The following is a 21,125-nucleotide window of genomic DNA, read 5'->3' on the forward strand; positions in this document are numbered from 1 at the left end:
CACGTTAGGGGGAATCTCGTGATTCCGTGTGTCTCTTTTTTGATGTGGGGATAGACTCTGGACTTAGAGCACACCACCCCAGAGCACTTGGGGAGGTTATCGAGATCCACCACACGGCCTTTCCGGTGCTCGGTGAGGCAGAGCAGCGAACCGATCGCGTCAGTCCAACCGTAGCTCTTGCGGCTCGTCTACGTGCAGGTTTCCCGTTTCCCGCCGCTCCAGTCGACCGGACGGCATCCAGGAGAAGGCAGGCGGATATGTCGACCACCAACCGCATTGACCAGCGCGAGGCAGCCCAGCGGGAAGCCATTGATGCGGTCCTCCGTGCGCTCGAATTGCCTGCAAGATCACTTGTGCCCGAACGAGGGCTTCGAACGCAGGTGATCATGGCAACCGGGTCCGGCAAGACCCGGGTGGCGGTTCGCAGCGCGGAGGAGCTCCATGCGGGCCGTGTGCTGGTGCTCGTGCCCTCGCTGGACCTGCTCGCCCAGACCGAGTCCGCGTGGCGCGAGGGAGGCCGCCGGGGGCCGATGATCGGGGTGTCCTCGCTGCGGGGTGAGGAGGTGTCCTTCCCCAACACCACGGACGTGGACGAGCTCGTGGAGTGGACGCGCGGCCTGGAGAAGGTCACCGTGTACGCCACGTACGCCAGCCTCGGACTCGGCACGCTGGAGCGCGCGCACGCCGCCGGCCTTTCGGCTTGGGACCTGATCGTCGTGGACGAAGCCCACCGCGTTTCGGGCCGGATCGGGAAGCCCTGGGCGGTCATCCACGACAACCAAAAGATCCCCTCCCTGCGCCGCCTGTACATGACGGCCACGCCCCGGCTGTGGCAGCTCGGGGACGAGGACGAGGCCGGCGCACCGGGCGAGCTGGTCGCGAGCATGGACGACAACCCGGACGGGCCCTTCGGCAGCCGCTGCTTCACGCTGACGCTCTCGGACGCCATCGACCGGGGAATCTGTGCCCCCTACCAGGTCGTATGTGTCGACGTCACCGACACCGCACTCCAGGCCGCGCAGCTCCTGGGCGCCGAAGGCCGCTCTGCAGAGGTCCGCGGGGCGCGGCTCGCCGCTCTCCAGACCGCGCTGGTGAAGGCGTCGTCGGAGGAGGGCTTCCGCCGCACGCTGGTCTTCCACCACATGGTGAAGGAGGCCGAAGCGTTCGCGGCCGGCCTTCCCGACGTCGCCGCGCAGCTGCACGCATCCGACCCCGAGCTGTACCCGGCCACGATCTGGGCGGACTGGCTGTGCGGGGACCACAAGCCGCTCCACCGGCGGCGTCTGCTGGGCGAGTTCGCCGACGGGATCGCCACGGACGGCACCGTGGTGGAGAAGTGCTTCCTGTGCTCGGTGAAGGTCCTGGGCGAGGGCGTCGACACCAAGCACTGCGACTCCGTGTACTGGGCTGACGTACGCGGCTCCATGCCCGACCTGGTCCAGGCGGTGGGCCGGGCCCTGCGGATGCAGCCGGGCGAGGGCAAGATGGCCTCGCTCGTGGTGCCGGTGTTGCTCGGACCCGGGGAGACGGCCGACAACATGCTCACGTCTCGGGCGTTCGGCGGGCTGGCCAAGCTGTTGGAGGCGCTGCGGGCCCACGACGCGAGGATCGTGGAGACCCTCGCGGAGCAGCAGGTGGCGAGCGCCTACAGGCCCGTAGCGAAGGACGAGAGTGGGAAGAGCAGCAAGGGGAGCGGCGAGGGCTCCGGAGGCGTCAGCGCCCCCGCCAAGGCTCTCCTGAAGTTCAGTACGCCTCGCGACCCGGCCGCCCTCGCCGCGTTCATCAACCTGCGCGTCCTCAACCCCGAGCACGAGCACTGGCGGCGCGGCGTGGAAGCGGCCGTGATCTACGCCCGCGAGCACGGCGACTTGAAGGTGCCGTTCACGTTCCGCGTGCCCGCCGTCGACGACCAGGAGGCGGAAGGCGAGGGGTGGCCGGCCTCGCTTGCCGGGTTCCCTCTCGGGCAGTGGACCGCCGACGCCCGCCGCTTCTACGCCCGCGGCGACATGGACGAGGACCGCGTCGTCCAGCTGGAGAAGCTCGGCATGATCTGGTCCCACTTCGACGTCGCGTGGGCGGAGGGCCTGTCCGCCGCGCGCGGGTGGGCTGCCGAGCACGGGCACCTCCTGGCGCCGCTGGACGCCACCTTCCAGGGCGCGGCGGTGGGCATCTGGTTGAAGAACGCGCGGGCCGCGGCGAGGAAGGCCGCTGAGAACGAGCAGCGGCGCGCGGAGGGCCTGCCGGTGGAGTCGTCGGCCGGGGCGCTGTCGGACACCCGGCGCGAGCAGCTGGAGGAGATCGACGCCTCTTGGTGCCCGTCGTGGCCGGTGACGTGGCAGCGGTCCTTCCACCTGGTCCGGCTGCACCTGGACGCTGGTGAGGCGCTGCCCACCGAGACGGGCGAGTTCCTGCGCCAGGGCGAAGACCTCGGGCGGTGGGTGCAGTCGGTCCGGAATGGGTGGGACCAGCTCACCGGCGTGCAGCAGTGGATGTGCGAGCAGGTCCTCGGGATCGAGCCCGCCACCGAGGACGAGAAGCCCCCGCGGCCCCGTACGCAGGCCGACAAGTGGACCGCCAACCTCGCGGCCGCCCGGCAGTACTTCGAGCGCGAGGGCCACCTCAAGGTCCCGCGCAAGCACGTGGAGACCGTGCTCTCCGAGGACGGCCGGGAGGATCAGTACCGCCTGGGGGCGTGGGTCAACAACCAGCGGAGCAGGGCCGCCGCGCTGCCCCCGGAGCGGATGGAGCAGCTGTCCGCGGTCGGGATGCGGTGGTCGTGATGGGCATCGTCGTCACCGCGGCCGCCGTGCTCGCGGCCGGCTATCTGCTCGGACGCCTTCGCCCCTGGCGGCGTGCGGGCGACTGGGCGGCCGGTCAGGTCCGCTTCACCGGGACGTGGGTCCGGGGCGGCTCCGTACGGCAGGCCGTCGTCGTCCTGGTCCACGTCGTCACCGCGCCGCGCGCCAGCTGGCGCATCATGCGCGCCCCGGCTGCCGACACCCCGGTGCCGGTGCCCGTACGCGATCCGGACTGGGTCGCCCACCGCACCCGCACAGACGAGGGAGGCACCACGTGAGCATCGAGCAGCACGACGCCAACGCGTACGGCCAGGAGCTGGCCCCGCCCGCCCCGGAGGAGTCCCCGGCGCCCACCCCGGCCCCGCCCGTGGCGCTGGACGCGAGGGACGTCCTGGCGGCGGCGGAACGCTTCCCGTGGGCCCTGGCCGCGCCGGGGACGCGCCACTGGCCGAACGGGGCGTTCCTGGACGTGGCGCTCAGCACGGTGCGCACCGAGGACCACGAGGGGTACATCGAGCGCCTGGCAGCGTTCGTGGAGCAGCACCGCGGCCGCCTGGAGGAACTCCTGCGCGCGTACGGGCCGGGCAGCAGGCCCGCCTCGCACGGCCGGTACGCGCTGATCGGGCAGCCCGAGACCCTGGTCATCCTGGAGCGGATGGAGACCAGCCCGTTCCTCCTGCGTGGCCAGTGGGAGAAGGAAGAGGAGATCGTGCTGCTGGACGACCTCGAGTTCGCGTGGGGACCGCGTATCCGCCTGAGCAGGTGAGTGAACCTCTGACGTACGACGTCGACGGGCCGCACGGAGTCTTCCGTGCGGCCCGTCGCTGTCAGGCGTGTTCGTCGCCGTCCTGCTGGTCCTGCCAGCGCTTCTTCAGGTGCTTGCTCCATCCCTTGGGCGGTGGCCAGTCGATGCCCCAGGCCGCGAGCTGTTCCCGTCCGTAGCCACCGTTGGGTGTGCGGGCGGCCTCGATCTCTTCGGGTGACGGCAGGTGTGTCATGAGGGGATCAACGAACCGAGGGGCCGGGTTGTCACCCGCCGTGCTCCCGTCGTCCGTTGATGAGCGCGGCCAGGCGCAGCGGCTGGTCGCTGGTGGTGCTGTGCCAGATCGGGTTGAGGGGTCCGTGTTCCTGGAGGTTGGGGAGGGTGGTGATGCCGACGGCGAGTTCGCGGCGGCGGATGCCGCGCAGGGTGCGGATGCCCGCGAGGGTGTCGGCGGTCCGGTTGTCCAGGGTGGTCTTCTTCTTGTCGGCCAGGACGATCAGCAGGGGCGGGAACTTCGTCTCAGCCCCGGCCCTGGGGTAGCGGGTGAACCAGTCCGGCAGCCCGGCGGGGCCCGCGCCGGCTGCGCGCGCGAGGCGTGGCCCGGTGGGTCGGTGGGTGTAGTGGCGGTAGCGGTCGTAGGCGGCGACCTTGTTGATCAGCTTGCCCAGCGACATGGTGGCGCGGTCCAGTTCGACGAAGACGTGGGGCAGGTTCTGGACCTGGAGGTGCAGCACGGCGTCCGGGATGAGCAGGCCGCCGCCTCCCAGCGGGTGGGCGACTTCGACCTCCCAGTCGCCGACTTCGCCCAGGGCCGTGCCGAACCTGGTGTCCGGCGCCAGGTCGCGGGAGAACGCGATGGCCGTGTCGGTGACGGCCAGGGCGTGCGCGAAGGCCGGAGAGGCGGCGACGTGCTCGCCGGTCACCTGTGTGGTGCGGTGCTCGGCGAGCCCCGCGCGGCGCGCCTCCGCGAGGCCGGCGTCGGTGAGGAACCAGATGTGCGGCCGCCGCTTCTCGTTCGCGGCCACCAGGCCGTCCTTCGCCATGCCGCGCAGGTGCTTGCGGATGGTGCTGGAGTCCGTCGCCATCGGAGTCAGCCAGGTGTGGAGCTGGTGGGGCGTGGCGACCCGGGTGCAGGCGAGCAGCTGCAGTATCCGCAGATCATGTTCCACTCCGTACTCGGTGGAAGCAGGTACCAGAGAGGAGTCGGCACCCCGCGCGAAGGGTGAATCCCCCTTGCGAGCTGGCATAACGCTCTCGGGGCCCGCGTCGGCTGTGGGTCCGGCAGCGGGCCCGTGAGTGGGTCCGTGAGTGTGCCCCTGTCCGGGCAGCGTCTTCGGGCCCTGGGACGGGTTGTGTGTCGGGGTGAAGGCCGGCTCGGGCATCGGGTGGGCGGTGGTCGTCACGGTGGTCTTCTCCTGCCGGTCGGCTCCGCGCCCCTCGGACGGGAGGCGCGGCCCCGGCGCACACAGCGGGAAGCGGTGCCGTGCGCACCAGAGCAGGCGCCATCGTGCAGAGCCACCCCTTGTCCGCTGTCTGATCGCGGCCGCTAGCCAGGGTGGTCAAGGGGAAACGCGGCGCTCGCGGAAGTACGGCCGACCTGGACAAGGGGTCATCCGCCCGACCCGCCGCCCGAACGGTTTGCCCCTTGCAGTGGTTATTCGTCCGCATTCGGGGAGCGGGGGAGAAATCTCCGTCCTCTGTCCACAGGTCCGCCGCTGAATCCTGCTGGAGAAGCCGCCGCGACCCACACGGTGGCCGCACGACAGGAGACACCGATGTCCGAGAACATGCCGACGTACTACTACCCGCAGCTGACCCCGGCGCAGGTCCAGCTCGCGTTCGACTACGTGCTGGCGGTCGACGCCGACGACACCGCCACCGTGGATCAGCTCACGGTCGATCTCCTCCCCCACGCCGGTCTGCTGGTCGCCATCGCGCAGGAGCTCGTCTTCCCGGTGACCGCCCTGGGAGATGACATTGAGGATGTCTGCGCCGACTCCTTCGCCCTGAACGAGCTCGGCGTCGTCTTCCTCATGGCGATCCGCACGTGGGCCAGCGACTGCCCGGCCAGTGCGGCGCCGGCCATCGCCCGCTGCATCGCGCACTTCGTCTGCCAGGTCTTCGTCACCGACCCGCAGGAAGGCCACCGCGCCCTGGAGGTGATACGCGACGGGCGCGTGGAGCAGGCCCGCGCGGCGCACTCCGCGGTCGGTGAACACCGGTAGCCGCACCAGTGCGCATCGCGTGCGCGCACCGCGCACCGGGTCGGTGCGCACGACCTGGAGTCGTGCGCACCGTGGTGCGCATCCGATGCGCATCGCGTGCGCGCACCGCCGATGTGGAGACGCGATTGGTGCGCGCACCACGCGCGCGCGGTGCGGTCGGGCGGTACGCGCGGCCTCCCGCCGCAGAGCACGATCGGGGCCGAACTCCTCTATCACACGACCCCTTGACCATCGTCTTGCCCAACCCGCGAATGTGCGGCAGGTCACAGAAATTCGAGGTGCGGGGGCACCTCGGTGCGCCTGGCGGTGGGTCGCCCGGTACCCCGCCGCCGGGGCGCACCGAGGTGCGCGCACCCGATGCGGATGGTGCGCATCCACACGGTCCGGCAGCGCACCCGGTGCGCGCACCCCGCCCGGCGGCGACGCGCACCGGATGCACGCCCGGCGATGCCCGGCATCGTCATCGGCGATGCCGTGCACTCCCGAGACGATGCCGGGCACCCAGGTGGGAGTGCACGGCATCGTCAGTCGCATCGGGTGCACAGCACCGGGTGGATGCGCGGCATCGCCCCCGTCGATGTCGTCCACTCCACTCGGTGGGCTCCACTCGGTGGGCTCCACTCGGTGGGCTCCACTCGGTGGGCTCCACTCGGTGGAGTGGACGGTGAGCGCGGTGGCGTCCACTCCCGGCCGGTGGACTCCACTCGGTGGAGTGGACACCGGGGCATCGTCGGTGCGCGCCGTGGCATCGGGTGCGCTCAGTGGCCGGCCTCCCGGCCGCGGTGCGGTCCGGGCTCCTGCGGGCGGTGCTCCTGCTGATCGTCCCTGCGCGCCGGGTGCGGCTTCTCGACATCGTCGCGGTGGGCGTAGCGGTCCATCGTCGTATGGGCCCGGTCGGCCGCTGCGGTGAACGCGTCCTGGAGGTGGCGCAGGCGTTCGGCGGTGACATCGAGGGCTTCCACGTCCGTGCGGGATTCCCGCAGGGCCCGCAGCGCCGTCAGGTGCGCCTCGCGGCGGCCGGGCTTCTGCTCCTGGTCGTCGTTCTCGGGGTCGGCGCCCGCGGGCGCGAGCAGCTGCTCGGGCATCGCCGCCTGCTGGTGCCGGGCGATGTCGTACGCCCGGCCCCGCATGGCGGTGGTGGTGGTGGTGCGCAGCTTCTCCCGCACCACGGCGCCAGCGAGGACGGCGCGGTCGTACTGCAGCGGGATCCGGGGGATCTCCCACTCCCCCGCGTCCTGGCCCGGGGGCCGGGGCGCAGCCGGCTCGCCGGGATCGGCCGGGGGCTGCCGGTCCGGGTCGGGTGTGGGGGTGGGTGGGCGGCGTCGGGCGGGGAGGTCGGACAGGGCCCACCGGGCGGTGTAGAGGCGGTACTCCGACAGTCGGCCGATCGTGGTCTTCGGCTCGCTGATGTCCAGGCAGTGGGTGGAGATGGCGGCGGCCACGATCTTCTCGTCCAGGCCCGGGTCGCGGCGGCGGCCGCGCTGGACGAGGGCGAGGTGGCGGCGGGCTTCGGCGAGCAGGTGCCTCCGGTGGAATCGGCCGCCTTCGTTCATCACGAACAACGTCGCGGCGACGTCGACGGCCGCCAGGGCGACGTCGACCACGGCGGCGACCCGGGCCCGGATCGCGGCAGCCGCGGCGCGGGCGTGCTCAAGGAGGGAGTTGATGACGTCGGCGGCGACACCGGAGGTGAGGATCGCGCTCGCCTTCCACCAGGCGCGCAGCTGCGCGAGCGGCTGGGTCTTCTGCTTGGGCGGGCGGGTCTTGCGGGCGGCCACAGCGTTCAGCTTGGCGCGGGCCCGCTCGGAGACCACGGGCAGGAACTTCGGGGTGCCGTCGTCTTTGACGGCGGTGACGTACTCGTGCTCCAGGTCCTCCCGGCAGGCGGCGATCTGGTCGCTGCGCCGGGAGGTCCAGCGGATCAGGTCGTGCGGCACCCCGGCAATCTCCATCACGGGCCGGCGCCCGGGGGTGACGGTGCGCGGCTCGGTCGCCAGCCCCAGCTCTTCGCAGACCTCAGCGGCCACGAGCTCGTTGTAGAGCGCGGAGGCGGCGACGGTGTTCTCGTACAGGGCCAGGGAGTGGATGGACCCCCACTTCCCGTCCAGGCGCTGCCCCTTCACCGACAGCAGCAGATGGTCATGGAGCAGCGGCATCCCGGAGCGTGCCTCGTAGTGGCGGAAGCGGGCGGCGACCAGACCGCCGGGCGGCCGCACCCGGTGGACCCCGTCCTTGCCGTAGCGGATCACCGCCACCTCGTCCTCGATCCACTCCAGTACCCGTACGATCGCCCGCTCGTGAGCGGCCTCGATCACCCGCCGGGTCTCGTCATCCCCCAGCGCCCACAGGAGGTAGATCGTCGGCTGCGGCCGGAAGACGAAGTCGACACCGGTGACCGCCACCTGACGTCCGAGGGCGCCGGCCTTGAACGCCTTCTTCGGGGACTCGCCCTTGGCGAGCAGGTCGGCCTCGATCCGGTCCGCGTCCGGGTGCCGGCCCCACTCGCCGAACAGGTTCCGCAGCTGCGCCTCGGTGACTTCCTCACCCGGCGCGAGTCCGAGCGCGCCCAAGCCGCGGCCCATCCATCGCCCGGCCGGGACACCGGCTTGCTCCTGGGCGGCGCGCAGCGGCGTGCGGGCCGGGCGGCGGCCGTCGCCGACGACGGTCTGGCGCAGGTAGTAGCGGTACATCTGACCGGCCCGGATGACCTTGATATCCACTGTCATGGAGACCACGTCACACGGCTCTGACCTGCGAGAAAAGGCCGATCAGTCGTACGTCCCGTCAGGCGGGAGCAGCGGCCGAACTTTCTTCTCAGGTGCCCGCCGGGCGGGAAGCGGCGCCGGGCCGAACACGAATGTCATCGCTCTCCGGCAGTCCTCACACCACGGCCCGGACAACACCATCCAGCACCACTGAGCAGCATTCAGCACCACGGAACGAACACCACCAACGAGCACCGCCTACAGCAGCCCCTGGCAACCGCCGGGGGCTTCGTCGTGCTGCCCGGAGGAGACCACGTGCCCACCTTCGAGACCCTCCCCCGCTTCACCACCGACCTCCAGCACCTCACCCCCGCCCAGCGCCGGCGCTTCCGCCGCGTCGTCCTGGACGCCTTCGTGCCCGACCTGCGCACTGGCCGACAGTTCCGCCCCGGCTTACGGGAAGCGCGCGGGTTCCCGAAATCCCGGAGCCGGAGTACGCCGAACCGGGACGCCACTTCCCTGTCTTCGGCGGTGGTCGTGCGAGTTCAGACTTCACGGCTGGGGCCGGATAGGTACCCGTATTCATCCGGCCCGTGCTCCGGCCTCCTGTGTCAGCTGGTGCGGCCGTTCACTTCGAAACGTTGGAAGAGGGCCAGCAGGAACTCTTGGAGCAGGAGCCTGGCACGTTCCGCGTCCCTGAGTTCGTCGTGGCCGAACCGGAAGACCTCGTAACCTCTGAGCTTGAGTTCGCGGTCCCCAGCCACCAGCTCCGCGTACTTACAGCTGTCGGGTACCTGACCGTCGTCGCGGGTGTAGTGCTGGGACCCGTCGACCTCAAGAACGACGCGCTGGCCGTGGGGCAGTAGGAGCAGGAAGTCCATGCGGGAGCGCAGCAGCGCTTCAGGGCCACGCTCACGGACTGTTTTGTGGTCCCAGTGGAGCCACACCTCGGGCAGGAGCGCCGGGAGGTCATAGACGGCAGAGCCGAGGATGTGGTGGTAGAGCTCGAAGACGTTGCGCTGCCCGGGTGAGTTGCCGGGCAGGCTGCGGCGGAGCCGGTGGTAGAGGGTCTTCTTGGCTTCGGCCTCGTCTGCGATCTTTTGGGTGTCCTGCCACCAGGTTTGGAGGTCTCGCCAGCGGATGCCGTCGCCTGTGATCTCGCGGTCGTAGACAAGGACGTTGCCGGGGTCACCGACGATTTCGATGTCGTTGTCCACTGCGGAGAGGAATCGGATGTCCGGCTTGGTGAGCGAGGCGAAGATGACGTTCTTCGGCCGTCGGTTGTCGGCGAGCCGGGTGGAGACCACGGTGAAGCGCGGGTAGCCGCCGTCGGCCCCGGTCTCACGGAGCTCGACTCCCGCGCTCCGGATCTGCTCGTTGATCTGTGCCACGAGGTGACGTTGGGCGGGCTCGTCGAGGAGCACGTCGGCGGAGACGGCCGATGCGAGGAAACGGGCGAATCGCGCGTCGCCGGCCTCGAACGCCCCGAGGTGTTCGAAGAGGTCCTCGGTCGACCAGTCCTCCGGGTTGCGGAAGACGTGTTGCTGGATGTGCTGTCTCAGCCCAGGCGGGCGGTTGGTGCTGGGAAGTAGCAGGTCGGCAAGGGATTCTTCACGGTCGAGCACCCAGAAGCGCTCCAGCAGCGTCATGAATCGGGCTTCGTGGCGTGCCATGTCCGCCAGGTCCAGGGCTCGGGCCAGTTCGCGTCGGACCCTCTTGGATATCCCCGGGGGTGACGACTCCGCCCAAAGTAGATCTTGTATCCCGTTGCGAGTCGCAGCGGTGAGGCTCCCACGAGCCAGGATGCTTTGCGCGACGTGGGTGAGGTCGTTGTCGGAGACCTGGGCGTAGCTGCGTTCGATTCGTTCACGCAGCGATCCCTCCTCCTTGGGGATCTCCGGCATGGCCAGCTCCGCGAACGCTGCGTTGAGGGTGGCGTGCGTGTTCCCGCTGAGGTGGCGCGAGACGACAGCGTCCAGCTGCTGCCGAAGTCCCGAGCGGTACCTGCTGCTGACCATCAGCCGATGATCCCAGAACTCCGCCGGGCAGTCAGCAGTTTGCAGCGTCCAGGACGGCTGTCGAGTCAGGCTCGCAGTGCTGGGCGGAGGGCCGAGCGGTGCTGGTCATGGCGCGATGGACGCCTCAGATGCGAGGCGCCATGACCTGCCGCGGCAGCGGCCCGGGGCAGGCGGTCTTTCTCTGCGCCAGCTTCACCGCGGCCTGGGCAAGTGCGCGCGCTGCGAGTGCCTCGGGAGAAGCCATGGCCTGGACTGTAGCCACGAACCGGCTCCCGCAAGAAGGAGACCGCGGGTCCCGTCCCCACCCTCTCCTTGTCGACCGCACCCCATCTGTCACCGCCGACGCCATCGCTCGCACCGGCTTCTGGGACGAACGAATCGGTAACAGCAGGCCCGCAGGGAGCAGCTCAGCTACGCCGACCCGTCACGCTCTGGAGGGCGGATCATCAGAACGTTCGACACACCGCCCTGGTTCACGCAGTCCTGCGCCAGGTCGTGCACCTGCCAGAAAAAGTCCGGGTCAGAAGCAACTGCATTCACAGTCGTCTCGACAGGCGTATACCGATGCAGAGGGGTCGACACCTCGTCGTAAACGAAGCCCATGGTGTCCCGGGTCAGAATTGTCAGCGGCCCTTCGCCAGCCCACTCGACTCCGACACGCACGTCGTACTCGCCGGCACCGGTCAGGTCCGCAGTCGCTCGGACCAACGCCATCATGTCCGCGATCGAGCACTCGATGGCAGAGGACTCGACGTGGCGGCCCTCGAAGAACTCCCCGCCCTCAGCGCCCGAAGCAGCACGCCGGTGTCCGCCCACAGCGGCCGCCAGGGTGACCGATCCGTCGTGGTGGATGGCGGCCCACGCCTCCTTCCACAAGGAGTAGGCGGCCGCTGCCGTGTTCACCAGGACCCACCGGCGCAGGCCAGGGCGAGGGTTGAGCCGGTCCACGCTCTCCAGGGGGTGAACACCACCCCGCCCCGCGTACATCAAGGCAAGGCTCTCTGCCTTGGACATCACCTTCTGCGCCTGGTCGCGCGTCAGCCTCTCGCGAACGAGAGGGAGCCGCGGGTGGGCAACCGCGATCAGCCACGCCCGCTTGCGGCTGTCGCGCCCGGCGGCGGCTTCGGTGAACAGCGAGTCCAGGGCCTCGGTCGCGTGGCGGCGCTCGTCGAAGCGAGCGCGGTACATGGCCTCGATCTGGCGTTCCTTCATCCATACCGTGTCGGCGTCGTTGCGGACGGGAGCGCCAAAATAGTCGTGCCGATAGATCAGGTGTGGACCGTCGACGCTAGCCGGGATCTCCACCACCACGGCCCTGTTCCCTGCCTCGCCCACCCGGTGCACACCCAGCCCGAACACTGGCGGAGAGATCGCAGTGATCGCGGCGCTTCGCAGTGCCCGCTCGTGGCCCTCATCGAACTCGCCGACATCGACGCGGCTAGTCGCCGCCTTCTGCGTCTCTTGTACGCCGTAAACGATCACACCGCCGCCGCTGTTCGCCATGGCCGCGACATCCTTCGGGAAGTCTGTCTGCGGCAGACCTTTGGCGGGCGGCAGCTCGGACTTCCAGTCCAAGTCGCTGTGTTCCGTCACGCCAGCTGTTACGGCGGCGTCCAGGATGTCACCGGTCAGTGGCCCAGGCGCGAGCCCGAGTATGCGGTGAAGTGGCGTGAAAGGCATGGCGCAAGCCTAGGGAAGCCCTCTGTGCCCTGTCCTCCTGAAGCTGCCACGAAGTGACCAGTGGCTCCAGGACGGCAGCGCCGCCGGCCGGGATCCGCCCGACCGGGGGCCGAATGCGCAGCGGCCGCTCTCGCCCCCAGAGCGTCCGGGCTACGCGAGCGGGGCATTGGCGCCGGTGAGGTCTTCGACCACACCGGGGTCGAGCTCCGCAGCACAACCCCACAGACGCTTCTGCTGCGCGGGGGTCAGGCCGAGCTCGTCGTCGAAGGCGAGGCGTTCAAGGGCGGCGGCGACGTAGCCGGGCGCGGCTGCTGCCAGCGCCTGGCGCATGGCCTCGCCGACCACGTCTGCCGCGGGCAGGCTGGCGGAGTAGTGCGTGGCGATGCCATATGTCTCGGCCGCGCGCGTGTTGATTCGCTCCAGCGCAGCCTGCATATTGGCGTCACCCTGGTCGGCACGCAGGACGAGGTCCACTTGGTCGCGGCCGTTGGCGGCAGCAGTCACCGGTCGGAGACCAGACGCAGTCGGCCGCTCGGGGGCAGTCTCCTGTACCACCTCAGCGGCCGGGGCGTCCTTGGGCCTGCGTCGCAGCTTCTCCTTGAATCGGCGTGCCCCCTCCTTGAGGTACGGGGTGGCAACCTCCACGGCGGCGACCGTCACGGTTTGAGCGACCTCAACCGCAATGTCGGTGGCGCAGTTGACGAGGAGGTTCCTTAGGCCGTCCCCGTAGCCCTCGTCGTACCGGTCGTCGGCGTCGAAGAGTTCGGCCTGGGCAACGAGCGAGTTGTCCCGGTCATCGCGGGCGGTACCCCGCATACCGCCGGAGGAGGCACGGGAGTGGTCGAGGTGGGTGCCGGCCGGGAACTCGACCAGCATGTACTTTCGATTCGTTTGGAGCCGTTGATAGTTGGACATGACGGAACTGTAGGAGGCCGCGCCGACAACACGGCCGTTTTCAGAGATCGCCATCAGTCGTCGCTGAGGAGGTCCCTCGTCCTCGCTCCGCTCGAGTGCCTCGTCCGTGCCCCTATCGTGCCGATCCTCTCGCCTCGGCGGCGAGGAACGTGCCTGATGTGCCTGCACAAGCTATGGGTTTGTGGCCAGCCGTTGCACTTAACAGATGCAGATAAGGCCCTACGACTAACGGCCGGTGTACGTACTGCGGATCGCCGCCGGTGCCCGCCCCACCCGAGCCGACGCCCCCTGGCGTGCAGATCCCCTGGAAGGCTGACGGCCCGCTTCACCTCGGCAGCTTGGCCGTGCGCTCCGGGTGGGCGACGGTGACGTAGTGCATGGCGGTCTTCTCCGTGATCCCGAAGAGCCTCATCAGCCGGAGAGGGTCGGCGGTTTCGGCGGCTTCGTTGAGGATGCGGTCCTGGCGCAGGCCGACGAGGGTGAGCCCTTGGGGCAGGTCGTCGCGGAGCAGGGTCTTGCTGACGGCGGGATGGTCGGGGTCGAGTGCCGATCTCTGGCTGACAAGCAGGCGAGGGTTGGTCGAGGCGGGCCAGCGACCGTGGCGGTAGTCCAGCCAGTCGGCGGTGATCCGGTGGGTGAGTTCCTCCAGGTAAAGGGTGTGCCGTCGAAGGCCGCGCCGGATGACGAGGGTGCCGCGTGCAAGGTCCAGGTCGCACGTCAGAATCGTGCGGAGTTCATGGACGGGCACGGCGTGAACAGCGGCCAGGACAAGGACCATGCGCCCGAGCGGGGTCTTCGTCTGCTGCAACGCGTTGGCCAGCAGGTCGCTGCGGACCGGCTTCGGGATCCCTGTCGGGTTCCCGACGCGAAGGTGCTGGGCAGGGTCGCGGAAAACCACCCGTTCGCGCTTCAGCGTCCTGAACAGGCTGCGCAGGGCGAGGGCGAGCTGCCGGCGGGCACGTCCGGCATGGCCGTCCACGGCCGCGTCGACGTGGCGCCGGGTGATCTCTCGAAGCGAGAGCAGGCCTGCCTCCGCCCAATCGGTGAGCACCGGCTGGACAGAGGCGAGGTACGGGCGGATCGCGTCGTAGCCGCGGGTCTCCCCTTCATGGCGGCCCTGGCTTCGCAGTACCTTCACCCACTGCCCTACCTCGCCAGCGAGGGCCTCCGGCATCGCGGCGATGGTGTCTTCGATCCACGCCAGATCGACATCGCGGTGGAGGTCGGGGTCCTCCAGAAGAAGGCCCCGATCGCGCAGGAACTGGCAGACGGTCTTGGCTCTGAGGCCCGGTCCGGTCCGGGCAAGCTCGTGGATGTCCCGTTCGGAGATGGCCCCTTCGGCGCCGCACCAATATACGAGGATGCTCAGGGTGCGGATGTTGCTGTCGCGGCCGGGTGACTGCCGCTCGTGCAGAACCCGGCTGAAGTCCTCGACCAGCCGTGCAGTCGTCCCGGTCAGCCCCAGGTCGGCCGTGTTCCGGCCCTGGAGGCCCGACAGCAGCCGCGTCCAGTCGCGCCGGATGGCAAACAACTGCTCCTGCCCGGCAGCGGTGTGCACCGGTGCGGGTAGCAGCCCCGGCTGGAACGGTTCGTCGACCGGGATCGGCGGGGGCGGTCCGGATCCTTCGACGGGCACGTCGACCATCAGCTGTGTGTACCGGGTGGTGGCGGGCTGGGCGTCGTCGAGGAGACGGTACGGGCGGCAGCCGCGGCAGCGGCCCTTCCGCAGCGGGAGTTCCCGCCGGTGGCAGCGTGTGCAGGTGCTCCGCGCCAGCTTGGCGTGCCAGTGCTGACAGGGAGTGCAGCGGGAACCGTACTGGCCAGAGGGCATCCACGCCTGGCAGTCCGCACACGAATGCGGCGTCCGGCACCAGGGCACCCGGCCGGCCACGGTCCGGGGTGGGCGGCGGACTGCTGGGAACAGTCGCAGGGGTTCCGGCTCGGAGGCCAGCAGCCCGGCCCGCTGGAGAACGAGGCGGATGGTGTTGCGGCCGGCGGGCAGGTCCCGCAGGAGTACCTCGGGCAGCAGCCAGGTGCCTTCGGCCGCGCGGATCGCCAGCGCGAGTCGCAGCAGCGCGGCCTTGCGGTAGCGGTTCCCGCGGCTCAGCCCTTGTTCGGCGGCGATCTCCTCCAGCACTGCCTGGGCTTTCTCCCACCCGGGCACCGGACGGCCCGCAACCGCCCGGGCCGTGTCCGCGGTCAGAGTCCTGGGGATCGTGAACAGCGGGATCTGCCCCCACGCGCCCGGCTCCAGCACCGCGGGCCGCTGCTCGGTGCCCGCGCGCTGCTGCCGGAGTCTGAGGTTCCACACCTCGCTGGTCCGCGGACCGGTACCGCCGGCCCGGCTCAGCTGGCGGGCTGAGTCTGCGCGGTCGTGATAGACGCCGACTGTCAGCTGGAGGTCACGCGGCGGTGCCCCCTCGATGCCCAGGGCCCACTCGGCGTCGTCCAGCAGCCGGATCGCCTGCAGGCATGAGCGGCACAGACCGTCGGAGTTCAGCAGCCGCTCGTGCCGGCACCGCGGACACGTTCCCCGCTCGCGGTAGTGCTGTCGCCAGCGCCTGCACCCGGCGCAGGCCCCCCGCTGGTTGAGGACGACCCAGCCCAGACAGTCCGCGCAGCTCCGGGCCGTTGCCCGGTCCGCGGCCACCGGCGCTCAGCTCGGCGGGAGCGGGCGCGGCCCACTCCCCCGGCGGCTTCCCGGCACCGGCCGCACCGGCCCCGACGGCAATTCCGCGCCGTCGGCCGTCCGTTCCCCTTCCTCCGGCAGCGCCTGGGTTCCGGCGAGGGGCTCGGCCTGCAGCAGATCCGCGACGGTGCAGCCCAGCGCGGCGCACATCAGGTCCAGGTCCTCCAGCCGCACCGTGACCGGAGTGCCGCCCCACAGCGCGGCGACCTTGCTCAGCGACGGGTTGAACCCGACCTGCCGGAACGCAGCTAGTACCTCGGTCGGCCGCCACAGATCGCGCTGCGCGGCCACCATCCGCAGATTCCACTTCACCTCAGGTTCCCCTTGTCCATCACCAGTCGTCGGGCCGCCCGGGAGCTGGCCTCCACGTTCGCGTGCTCAGGATCGGCCTGCGCGGTCGCCATGTACCGAAGAGTCGTGGTTGCCCAGGCGTGTCCGAGGACCTTCTGTACCTCCCACAACGTCATCCCGCGCTCGTAGTTGTGGGTCGCGCACGCGTGCCGGAGAAGGTGCGGGAAAAGGTCGGTGACCGGCCCGCTCAGGTAGCTCGCCGCCGCGCTGTGCAGGGCGCGACGGAACGTCGAGGGCACGATCGCCGGCGCGATCGGAAGGTTCAGCGCCGCGATCGCCGTCGGCTTGCGCTCCGACGGCCACAGCGGCGCCCGCGGGTGCTCGGCATCATCACCGAACTCGCCCCGGATCTGCTCGATGTACCACCACAGCAGAGCCCGGCCCTCCTGGAACAGGTACGCCTCGCGCGGCCGCGGTCCCGAACCGCTCGCGCCCTTGCCCAGGACGACGAACCGGCCCCACTGACCGTGCTCCCAGTGCACGTCCCCCATGCAGACGCCGCACAACTCCGCCGCACGGACGCCCGACAAGTAGGCGATCTTCGTCATCACGTAGTCGCGGCAGGCGACCAGGTACTTCCGCGCCCGGGGCAGGTCCTCGCGCCAGCGGCCGAAGAACATCTTCATCGCTGCCTGCGACGGCGGGATTCTCAGCCCGAAGTCGCCTCGGTGCCGGGGCCTGTTGAACGGATCGATCGGCGACTCGACCACAGCCCCGAAGCGGCTCATAATCTCGCCCGCGTACCGCTGCTCCAGGAACGCGAAGTACCGGTCGATCTTGCCGATCTTGTACCGCATCGTCGACTGGGCCCGCTTCCCCGGCCCGGCAAAGTACCGGTCGACCTCACGGGAAGAGAGTTGCCACGGCACCGTGCCGTAGAACTCACAGACCTCAATCACCGGCTTGATCAGCCCATCCAGCGTCTCCTGCGCCAGCCCCGCCGCGTCCCGGGCCCACTGATACTCCGACAGCGTGTCCAGGAAGAAGCTCTCCTCGTCGTGCGCCGAGATCCTTGCCTGCCGGCGCCGCTGAAGCGTCACGACGTCAGCGAGCCCGGCCTCGACCGACACCGAGGCCGGGTCCACCGGCACGCCTGGCTCCGGCACGGTGCGTACGAGCGACAGGGTGCGACTTTCGAGATCCGACACAAAGCCGCAGATTACGGCGATCACTCGCAGAATCTGCGGGTTATTGCGGAGATCTCACACCATCGAGTGAACGGGCCCAGCACGCCGATCTACCAGCTGAAATGCGACGTTGACACGCCAGACGGCCACGAACGAACCCGTACGTACTCCACCAATCAAGGGCGTGCGCCGCGCCCCCGGCGTCTACGAGCTCACCTGGGCGCCGGACGGACGCGCGACGTGGTCGTACGGCGGGGAGAAGTTCGCCGGGCTCCCGCACATCGTGTGGCACCGGATCGGGACGCACAGCATCCTGGACCGGCCCGTGGCCGAAGGCTGTCTTGCGGGCGCGGGTCACCGGTTGGTTGGCTGATCGTCCGATGACCAGGAGGGGAAAGCCGTGGCAGCGAACGAGTCCGTGATCGAGGCGACTGAGTCGGATCACCTGAAGTCGTTGATCATCAGCACCGCCCAGGCGCTGTGGGAGGACAAGGAGGCGCTGGGCAAGTTCTTCGATGTCGTCCGGCGCAGCGAGGGGTTCGCCGTCATGGCCGACACCCTGGAGCGGTCCGAGGTCCGGCCCGCGAAGCCCACGTTCTACGGCGTGAAGAGCAAGGAGTTCCAGGACTGAAGCGGCGGCCGGGCGCTCCGGCCACATAGGACGACCGCACACGGCGGCGGCCCCCACCACGAAGGTGGGGGCCGCCGCTGTCTTCGCTGGGGGCGCTCAGGTCGCCCGGGGGAGAGAGGTGCTGGCCCTCGCGACCGCCTTGTCTGCGGCTGCCTTGGCTGACGCGAGGATCTTGGCCGCCTCGTCTGCGTCTTCTTCGAGGGCCTTCTTGATGTTGGCCGGGGCCAGGGCGCGGTGGGCGGCTTCCAGCTGCGTCACGGCGTTACGGAGTCCGTCCAGCGCAGTGGGCTGGCTCGCGGTGGCCGGCTTCTCCGGGACGGTCCGGGGTGTGTTGGCCGCGACCTCGCGAGCCAGGGCCATCAGTTCGTCCTGCGTCAGCTCGCGCTCTTCCTTGCGGGGGAGCTTCTGGACGATGCCGGTGAGCGCCTTGACGGTGACGGTCTTGCCGGTGGCGTCCTTGATGGTCTCGTGGACGGCGACCGAGGTCTCAGCCCCGTAGTCCTTGGTGATCGGGTTGAGGGCACCGGCTGCCTTCTTCCCGATGCTCGGTGTGTCTGCACGTGCAGACACACCGTTCGAATTCTCTTCGAACGCTTTGTCTGCACGTGCAGACAGCAGCTCTCCGATCGCGTACGCGGTCATCTCTTCGTAGGCGATCGGCCGGGACTTCTTGAAGACGTCCCGGGCGAAGTCCTCAAAGTTGGCGTGCGTCTTGCGGTACAGGCGCCGGTTGCTGATGTTGGCCATGGACTTGCCCATGACCCACCAGGCGTCCTCGAACTGCTGGACCCCGCGCATGCAGAGCGCGAGGATCTGTTCCTCTTCCTCGCTGAGGTCACCCGCCGCGTCCGGCGTCTCGATGGGCTCCGGCAGGTCTGCGAGCGTCATCATCTTCTCCGGCCGCCCCTGTGCGAAGGGGATGGCGGCCGGGTCAGATCCTGTGCTGGCGGGGTCGGTGCCCTGTTGGCCCGGGACCACTACGCCTGCGGCTTTGCGCGCCTGGCGGTCCTTGAAGGGATTGGGCTTGCTCACGGCAGCAGGCCCCGCTCTTCCATCTCGGTGACCAGCTCGTCGAACACTGACCCCTTGGCCAGGATGTCGCTGCCCTCGTGGGTGCGCATGTACTTCACCACGGAAGGCACCACCGTGGTGAACACGTTGTAGCCGTCAGCCTCCAGGTACTCGCGCACCTGCTTGAGCTCGTTCACGCCGGTCGGTGCCTTGCACAGCAGGACCCAGGTGGCCGGCGGCTTGCTGTCCATCCGAAGCGGCGCGACGTCGTCGATGAACTCCTTGGTCGGGAGCTCCTCCATACGTTCGACGTCGTTCATGGACGGCGGCAGGTTGATGATGGCGAGGTCAGCGAGGCGCAGCACGGAGGTGCCCACTGCCTTGTGGTCTTCGAGGTGTCCTACGTCTACGACGCCGACGCCTTCCTCGAACCCAGCCGGGATCATCTGCGGCACGTTCATGTGGAAGGCGGGGGTGGCGGCCTGCTGGACGACGAACGGGTAGGGGCCCGCTGCCTGCCAGCGGCTGAACTGCCGCGAGTCGTCCGCGTCGAAGCCGATCACCTTGCGTCCGCGCTCGTGCAGGGCGTGGCTCAGCCACGCGGAGTTCGTGGTCTTGCCCGTACTGCGAGGGCTGACATTGGCGATGAAGAACATGGCGTGAGCGTACCGACCCTGTACCTTCCCCAAGCACTCCCGACCGGCATGTACCTCTTCCGGTGACTCCCGGAACGTAAAAAAGCGGCCCCCGCCGCCCGGATTGAGGTCCGGACGGCGGGGGCCGCTTCGTGTACTCAGGCGCTCAGGTCGATGCCGGCCGGGAGGTCGCGCCCGGCGAAGGCGTGGGTGAGGAGCCGGTAGGGGTCGGTCCATACGCCGTGGATGCGGGCCTGGGCGCAGTGGAGGGTGCCGGTGAGGGCGGTCTCGGTGTCGGGGTGGATGAGGACCAGGGCGACGGGGTCGGCGTCGGCCGGCTGCTCGGGGAGCGGCCGCCCGCGCTCCAAGCCGCGCTCACCGATCCGTACGGCGGCGTCCCCGCGGCCGTTCCACGGGGTCGGGCGCTGGCGGGCGGCGAGCATGGCGGTGAACTCCGCGACGGCTTTCTGGTCGCCGGGGTGCATCGGTCCGCTGCCGTGGCCGCATCTGCGGTGTCGGGCGGTCATGAGCGCGTCTCCTGGTGGCATAGCCACGCCTGCCCGTCATGGCCCAGGGCGTGGTGGGGGAACGGTTCGTGCTCCACGTCCTGGACGTCGGGGTCCCAGAACCACCGGAAGGGGAAGGAGCGCACCCCGAGTTCGAGGGCGATGACGGCCCGGTGGTGGCCCTCGAAGACGAACACGAGCCGGTCGGCTGCGCGGACGCCCAGCAGGAGCGGTTCCCGGATCCCGTCCGTGCCGATCGAGGCCCGGAGCTTCTCCAGCACCCGGCGGTCGCGGCCGTGACGCTCGTGGTAGCGGCGGGCACCGGCCCACGTGGAGAACTCGGCAGGCCGGACCAGCCTCTGCCGGAGCGCGGCGGTGCGCATGCGCCCGGTCCAGGGCTTGCCGTCGACGGCGCGGGCCGTCACGAGCGCATCCCCCGGCGACGCAGCAACGTCCCGAGCCGGTAGCGGAGCGAGGCGTGCTCCTCGCGCTCCTCGATGGCGTCGGCAAGCAGCTCCTCGAGGTCGGCCATCCGCTCTTCGGCGAACCACTCGGGCTGGTAGTCGTCGGGGCAGACCGGGCACGGGTGGTCGTGGCCGGCGAACTCCAGCCACGGCGCGCAGCCGAACTCTCCGCACGTCGGCTGGGTGGGGTCCTCGCCGATGCCGGAGCAGTACGGGCAGCGGGTGAAGCGGTAGTCGACGGGCGCGCCGTGGTGGAGGTCGGAGTGGAGCTGGGCGAGGCCGCGGACTCCGAGCTCGCGCAGCAGGGCGTCGGCGGCGAGGACCTGGCGGTCGATGCCGGTGTGGTGGTGGTCGGCGAGCATCTGGGCGGCGGTGCACCAGGCGAGGGTGGAGCGGTCGACCGGGAGGGGGTAGTTGCTGGCCCACAGGTCGGTGGGGTCGGCGGCGGGCGGCAGCGGCGGCGCGGTGAGCGGGATGCCGAGGGCGGTGAGCTGGGCGGTGACGTCGGCGGTGCGGCGGGTGAACTGGTCGAAGACGGTGGTGGGCATCGGCCCTCCCATTCGACGGGGCCGCCGGGACCGTGGTGATCCCGACGGCCGGAGCGGGT

General features: G+C 70.0%; 20 protein-coding genes. 6 read left to right on the top strand and 14 right to left on the bottom strand.

The genetic code is table 11. From position 1 onward, the window contains the following. Positions 1–257: 257 nt before the first annotated feature. Genes OIU81_RS41760 through OIU81_RS41770 form a run of 3 tightly spaced genes read left to right on the top strand, consistent with a single transcriptional unit; the run spans position 258 to position 3,564 of the window. Positions 258–2,780: a DEAD/DEAH box helicase gene (locus tag OIU81_RS41760; RefSeq protein WP_329156432.1), complete on the top strand. Its 2,523-nt coding sequence runs from the start codon at positions 258–260 to the stop codon at positions 2,778–2,780. Continuing rightward, positions 2,780–3,076: a hypothetical protein gene (locus OIU81_RS41765; RefSeq protein ID WP_329156430.1), complete on the top strand. Its 297-nt coding sequence runs from the start codon at positions 2,780–2,782 to the stop codon at positions 3,074–3,076. The genes OIU81_RS41760 and OIU81_RS41765 overlap by 1 nt, the downstream gene beginning before the upstream one ends. Next, positions 3,073–3,564: a hypothetical protein gene (locus OIU81_RS41770; RefSeq protein WP_329156428.1), complete on the top strand. Its 492-nt coding sequence runs from the start codon at positions 3,073–3,075 to the stop codon at positions 3,562–3,564. The genes OIU81_RS41765 and OIU81_RS41770 overlap by 4 nt, the downstream gene beginning before the upstream one ends. 61 nt (positions 3,565–3,625) lie before the next feature. On the opposite strand, the gene OIU81_RS41775 is transcribed toward OIU81_RS41770, so the two are convergent. After that, positions 3,626–3,796, bottom strand: coding sequence for a hypothetical protein (locus tag OIU81_RS41775; RefSeq protein WP_329156427.1), 171 nt, complete (start codon positions 3,794–3,796; stop codon positions 3,626–3,628). A 31-nt stretch (positions 3,797–3,827) separates the two neighbouring features. Further along, the gene (locus tag OIU81_RS41780) at positions 3,828–4,730 is read right to left on the bottom strand and encodes a replication-relaxation family protein (RefSeq protein ID WP_329156425.1); all 903 of its coding nucleotides are present in this window, start codon (positions 4,728–4,730) and stop codon (positions 3,828–3,830) included. Positions 4,731–5,336: 606 nt separating this feature from the next. Here OIU81_RS41780 and OIU81_RS41785 point away from each other — a divergent pair. Next, a complete protein-coding gene (locus OIU81_RS41785; RefSeq protein WP_329156423.1) occupies positions 5,337–5,786 on the top strand; it encodes a hypothetical protein in 450 nt (149 codons plus the stop codon). A 758-nt stretch (positions 5,787–6,544) separates the two neighbouring features. Here OIU81_RS41785 and mobF read toward each other — a convergent pair. The 7 genes from mobF to OIU81_RS41820 all read right to left on the bottom strand — a co-directional run bounded on the left by mobF (position 6,545) and on the right by OIU81_RS41820 (position 17,229). Next, positions 6,545–8,512: a MobF family relaxase gene (gene mobF / locus OIU81_RS41790; protein WP_329156421.1), complete on the bottom strand. Its 1,968-nt coding sequence runs from the start codon at positions 8,510–8,512 to the stop codon at positions 6,545–6,547. Positions 8,513–9,102: 590 nt separating this feature from the next. Continuing rightward, on the bottom strand, positions 9,103–10,509 hold the full coding sequence (locus OIU81_RS41795) for a hypothetical protein (RefSeq protein WP_329156419.1): 1,407 nt from the start codon (positions 10,507–10,509) through the stop codon (positions 9,103–9,105). A gap of 411 nt (positions 10,510–10,920) precedes the next feature. Further along, positions 10,921–12,189 (bottom strand): AlbA family DNA-binding domain-containing protein, encoded by a 1,269-nt coding sequence (locus tag OIU81_RS41800; RefSeq protein WP_329156417.1) that lies wholly within the window; start codon positions 12,187–12,189, stop codon positions 10,921–10,923. A gap of 150 nt (positions 12,190–12,339) precedes the next feature. After that, positions 12,340–13,104 carry a hypothetical protein gene (locus OIU81_RS41805; RefSeq protein WP_329156415.1) on the bottom strand — a complete coding sequence of 255 codons (765 nt, stop codon included), beginning with the start codon at positions 13,102–13,104 and terminating at the stop codon, positions 12,340–12,342. Positions 13,105–13,429: 325 nt separating this feature from the next. Continuing rightward, positions 13,430–15,754 carry a hypothetical protein gene (locus tag OIU81_RS41810; protein WP_329156413.1) on the bottom strand — a complete coding sequence of 775 codons (2,325 nt, stop codon included), beginning with the start codon at positions 15,752–15,754 and terminating at the stop codon, positions 13,430–13,432. Between the two features lie 6 nt (positions 15,755–15,760). After that, a complete protein-coding gene (locus tag OIU81_RS41815; protein ID WP_329156411.1) occupies positions 15,761–16,105 on the bottom strand; it encodes a helix-turn-helix domain-containing protein in 345 nt (114 codons plus the stop codon). Next, positions 16,102–17,229 (bottom strand): site-specific integrase, encoded by a 1,128-nt coding sequence (locus OIU81_RS41820; protein WP_275538522.1) that lies wholly within the window; start codon positions 17,227–17,229, stop codon positions 16,102–16,104. The genes OIU81_RS41815 and OIU81_RS41820 overlap by 4 nt, the downstream gene beginning before the upstream one ends. Before the next feature lie 172 nt (positions 17,230–17,401). Here OIU81_RS41820 and OIU81_RS41825 point away from each other — a divergent pair, with 172 nt between their 5' ends. Beyond that, the gene (locus OIU81_RS41825; RefSeq protein ID WP_329156409.1) at positions 17,402–17,644 is read left to right on the top strand and encodes a hypothetical protein; all 243 of its coding nucleotides are present in this window, start codon (positions 17,402–17,404) and stop codon (positions 17,642–17,644) included. A 27-nt stretch (positions 17,645–17,671) separates the two neighbouring features. Next, entirely contained in the window at positions 17,672–17,902 is a 231-nt protein-coding gene (locus OIU81_RS41830) for a hypothetical protein (RefSeq protein ID WP_329156407.1), read from the top strand. Between the two features lie 96 nt (positions 17,903–17,998). Here OIU81_RS41830 and OIU81_RS41835 read toward each other — a convergent pair whose 3' ends face one another. The 5 genes from OIU81_RS41835 to OIU81_RS41855 form a co-directional block, all read right to left on the bottom strand. Then, entirely contained in the window at positions 17,999–18,934 is a 936-nt protein-coding gene (locus tag OIU81_RS41835; protein WP_329156405.1) for a hypothetical protein, read from the bottom strand. Beyond that, positions 18,931–19,569, bottom strand: a complete 639-nt coding sequence (locus OIU81_RS41840; RefSeq protein WP_329156404.1) for a plasmid partition protein — start codon at positions 19,567–19,569, stop codon at positions 18,931–18,933. The genes OIU81_RS41835 and OIU81_RS41840 overlap by 4 nt, the downstream gene beginning before the upstream one ends. A 137-nt stretch (positions 19,570–19,706) precedes the next feature. After that, positions 19,707–20,075, bottom strand: coding sequence for a hypothetical protein (locus OIU81_RS41845; RefSeq protein WP_329156402.1), 369 nt, complete (start codon positions 20,073–20,075; stop codon positions 19,707–19,709). Then, positions 20,072–20,479, bottom strand: coding sequence for a ParB N-terminal domain-containing protein (locus OIU81_RS41850; protein ID WP_329156400.1), 408 nt, complete (start codon positions 20,477–20,479; stop codon positions 20,072–20,074). The genes OIU81_RS41845 and OIU81_RS41850 overlap by 4 nt, the downstream gene beginning before the upstream one ends. Beyond that, positions 20,476–21,066, bottom strand: a complete 591-nt coding sequence (locus OIU81_RS41855) for a hypothetical protein (RefSeq protein ID WP_329156398.1) — start codon at positions 21,064–21,066, stop codon at positions 20,476–20,478. Before OIU81_RS41855 ends, OIU81_RS41850 begins: the two co-directional genes overlap by 4 nt. Positions 21,067–21,125: the final 59 nt, after the last annotated feature.

The sequence above is a fragment of the Streptomyces sp. NBC_01454 genome (assembly GCF_036227565.1).
Classification (GTDB): Bacteria; Actinomycetota; Actinomycetes; order Streptomycetales; family Streptomycetaceae; genus Streptomyces.

Coding starts and splice junctions, on each gene's coding strand:
- OIU81_RS41760 (WP_329156432.1), top strand. CDS start 258: ATGTCGACCACCAACCGCATTGACCAGCGCGAGGCAGCCCAGCGGGAA.
- OIU81_RS41765 (WP_329156430.1), top strand. CDS start 2,780: ATGGGCATCGTCGTCACCGCGGCCGCCGTGCTCGCGGCCGGCTATCTG.
- OIU81_RS41775 (WP_329156427.1), bottom strand. CDS start 3,796: ATGACACACCTGCCGTCACCCGAAGAGATCGAGGCCGCCCGCACACCC.
- OIU81_RS41785 (WP_329156423.1), top strand. CDS start 5,337: ATGTCCGAGAACATGCCGACGTACTACTACCCGCAGCTGACCCCGGCG.
- mobF (WP_329156421.1), bottom strand. CDS start 8,512: ATGACAGTGGATATCAAGGTCATCCGGGCCGGTCAGATGTACCGCTAC.
- OIU81_RS41795 (WP_329156419.1), bottom strand. CDS start 10,509: ATGGTCAGCAGCAGGTACCGCTCGGGACTTCGGCAGCAGCTGGACGCT.
- OIU81_RS41800 (WP_329156417.1), bottom strand. CDS start 12,189: ATGCCTTTCACGCCACTTCACCGCATACTCGGGCTCGCGCCTGGGCCA.
- OIU81_RS41805 (WP_329156415.1), bottom strand. CDS start 13,104: ATGTCCAACTATCAACGGCTCCAAACGAATCGAAAGTACATGCTGGTC.
- OIU81_RS41840 (WP_329156404.1), bottom strand. CDS start 19,569: ATGTTCTTCATCGCCAATGTCAGCCCTCGCAGTACGGGCAAGACCACG.
- OIU81_RS41845 (WP_329156402.1), bottom strand. CDS start 20,075: ATGACCGCCCGACACCGCAGATGCGGCCACGGCAGCGGACCGATGCAC.
- OIU81_RS41855 (WP_329156398.1), bottom strand. CDS start 21,066: ATGCCCACCACCGTCTTCGACCAGTTCACCCGCCGCACCGCCGACGTC.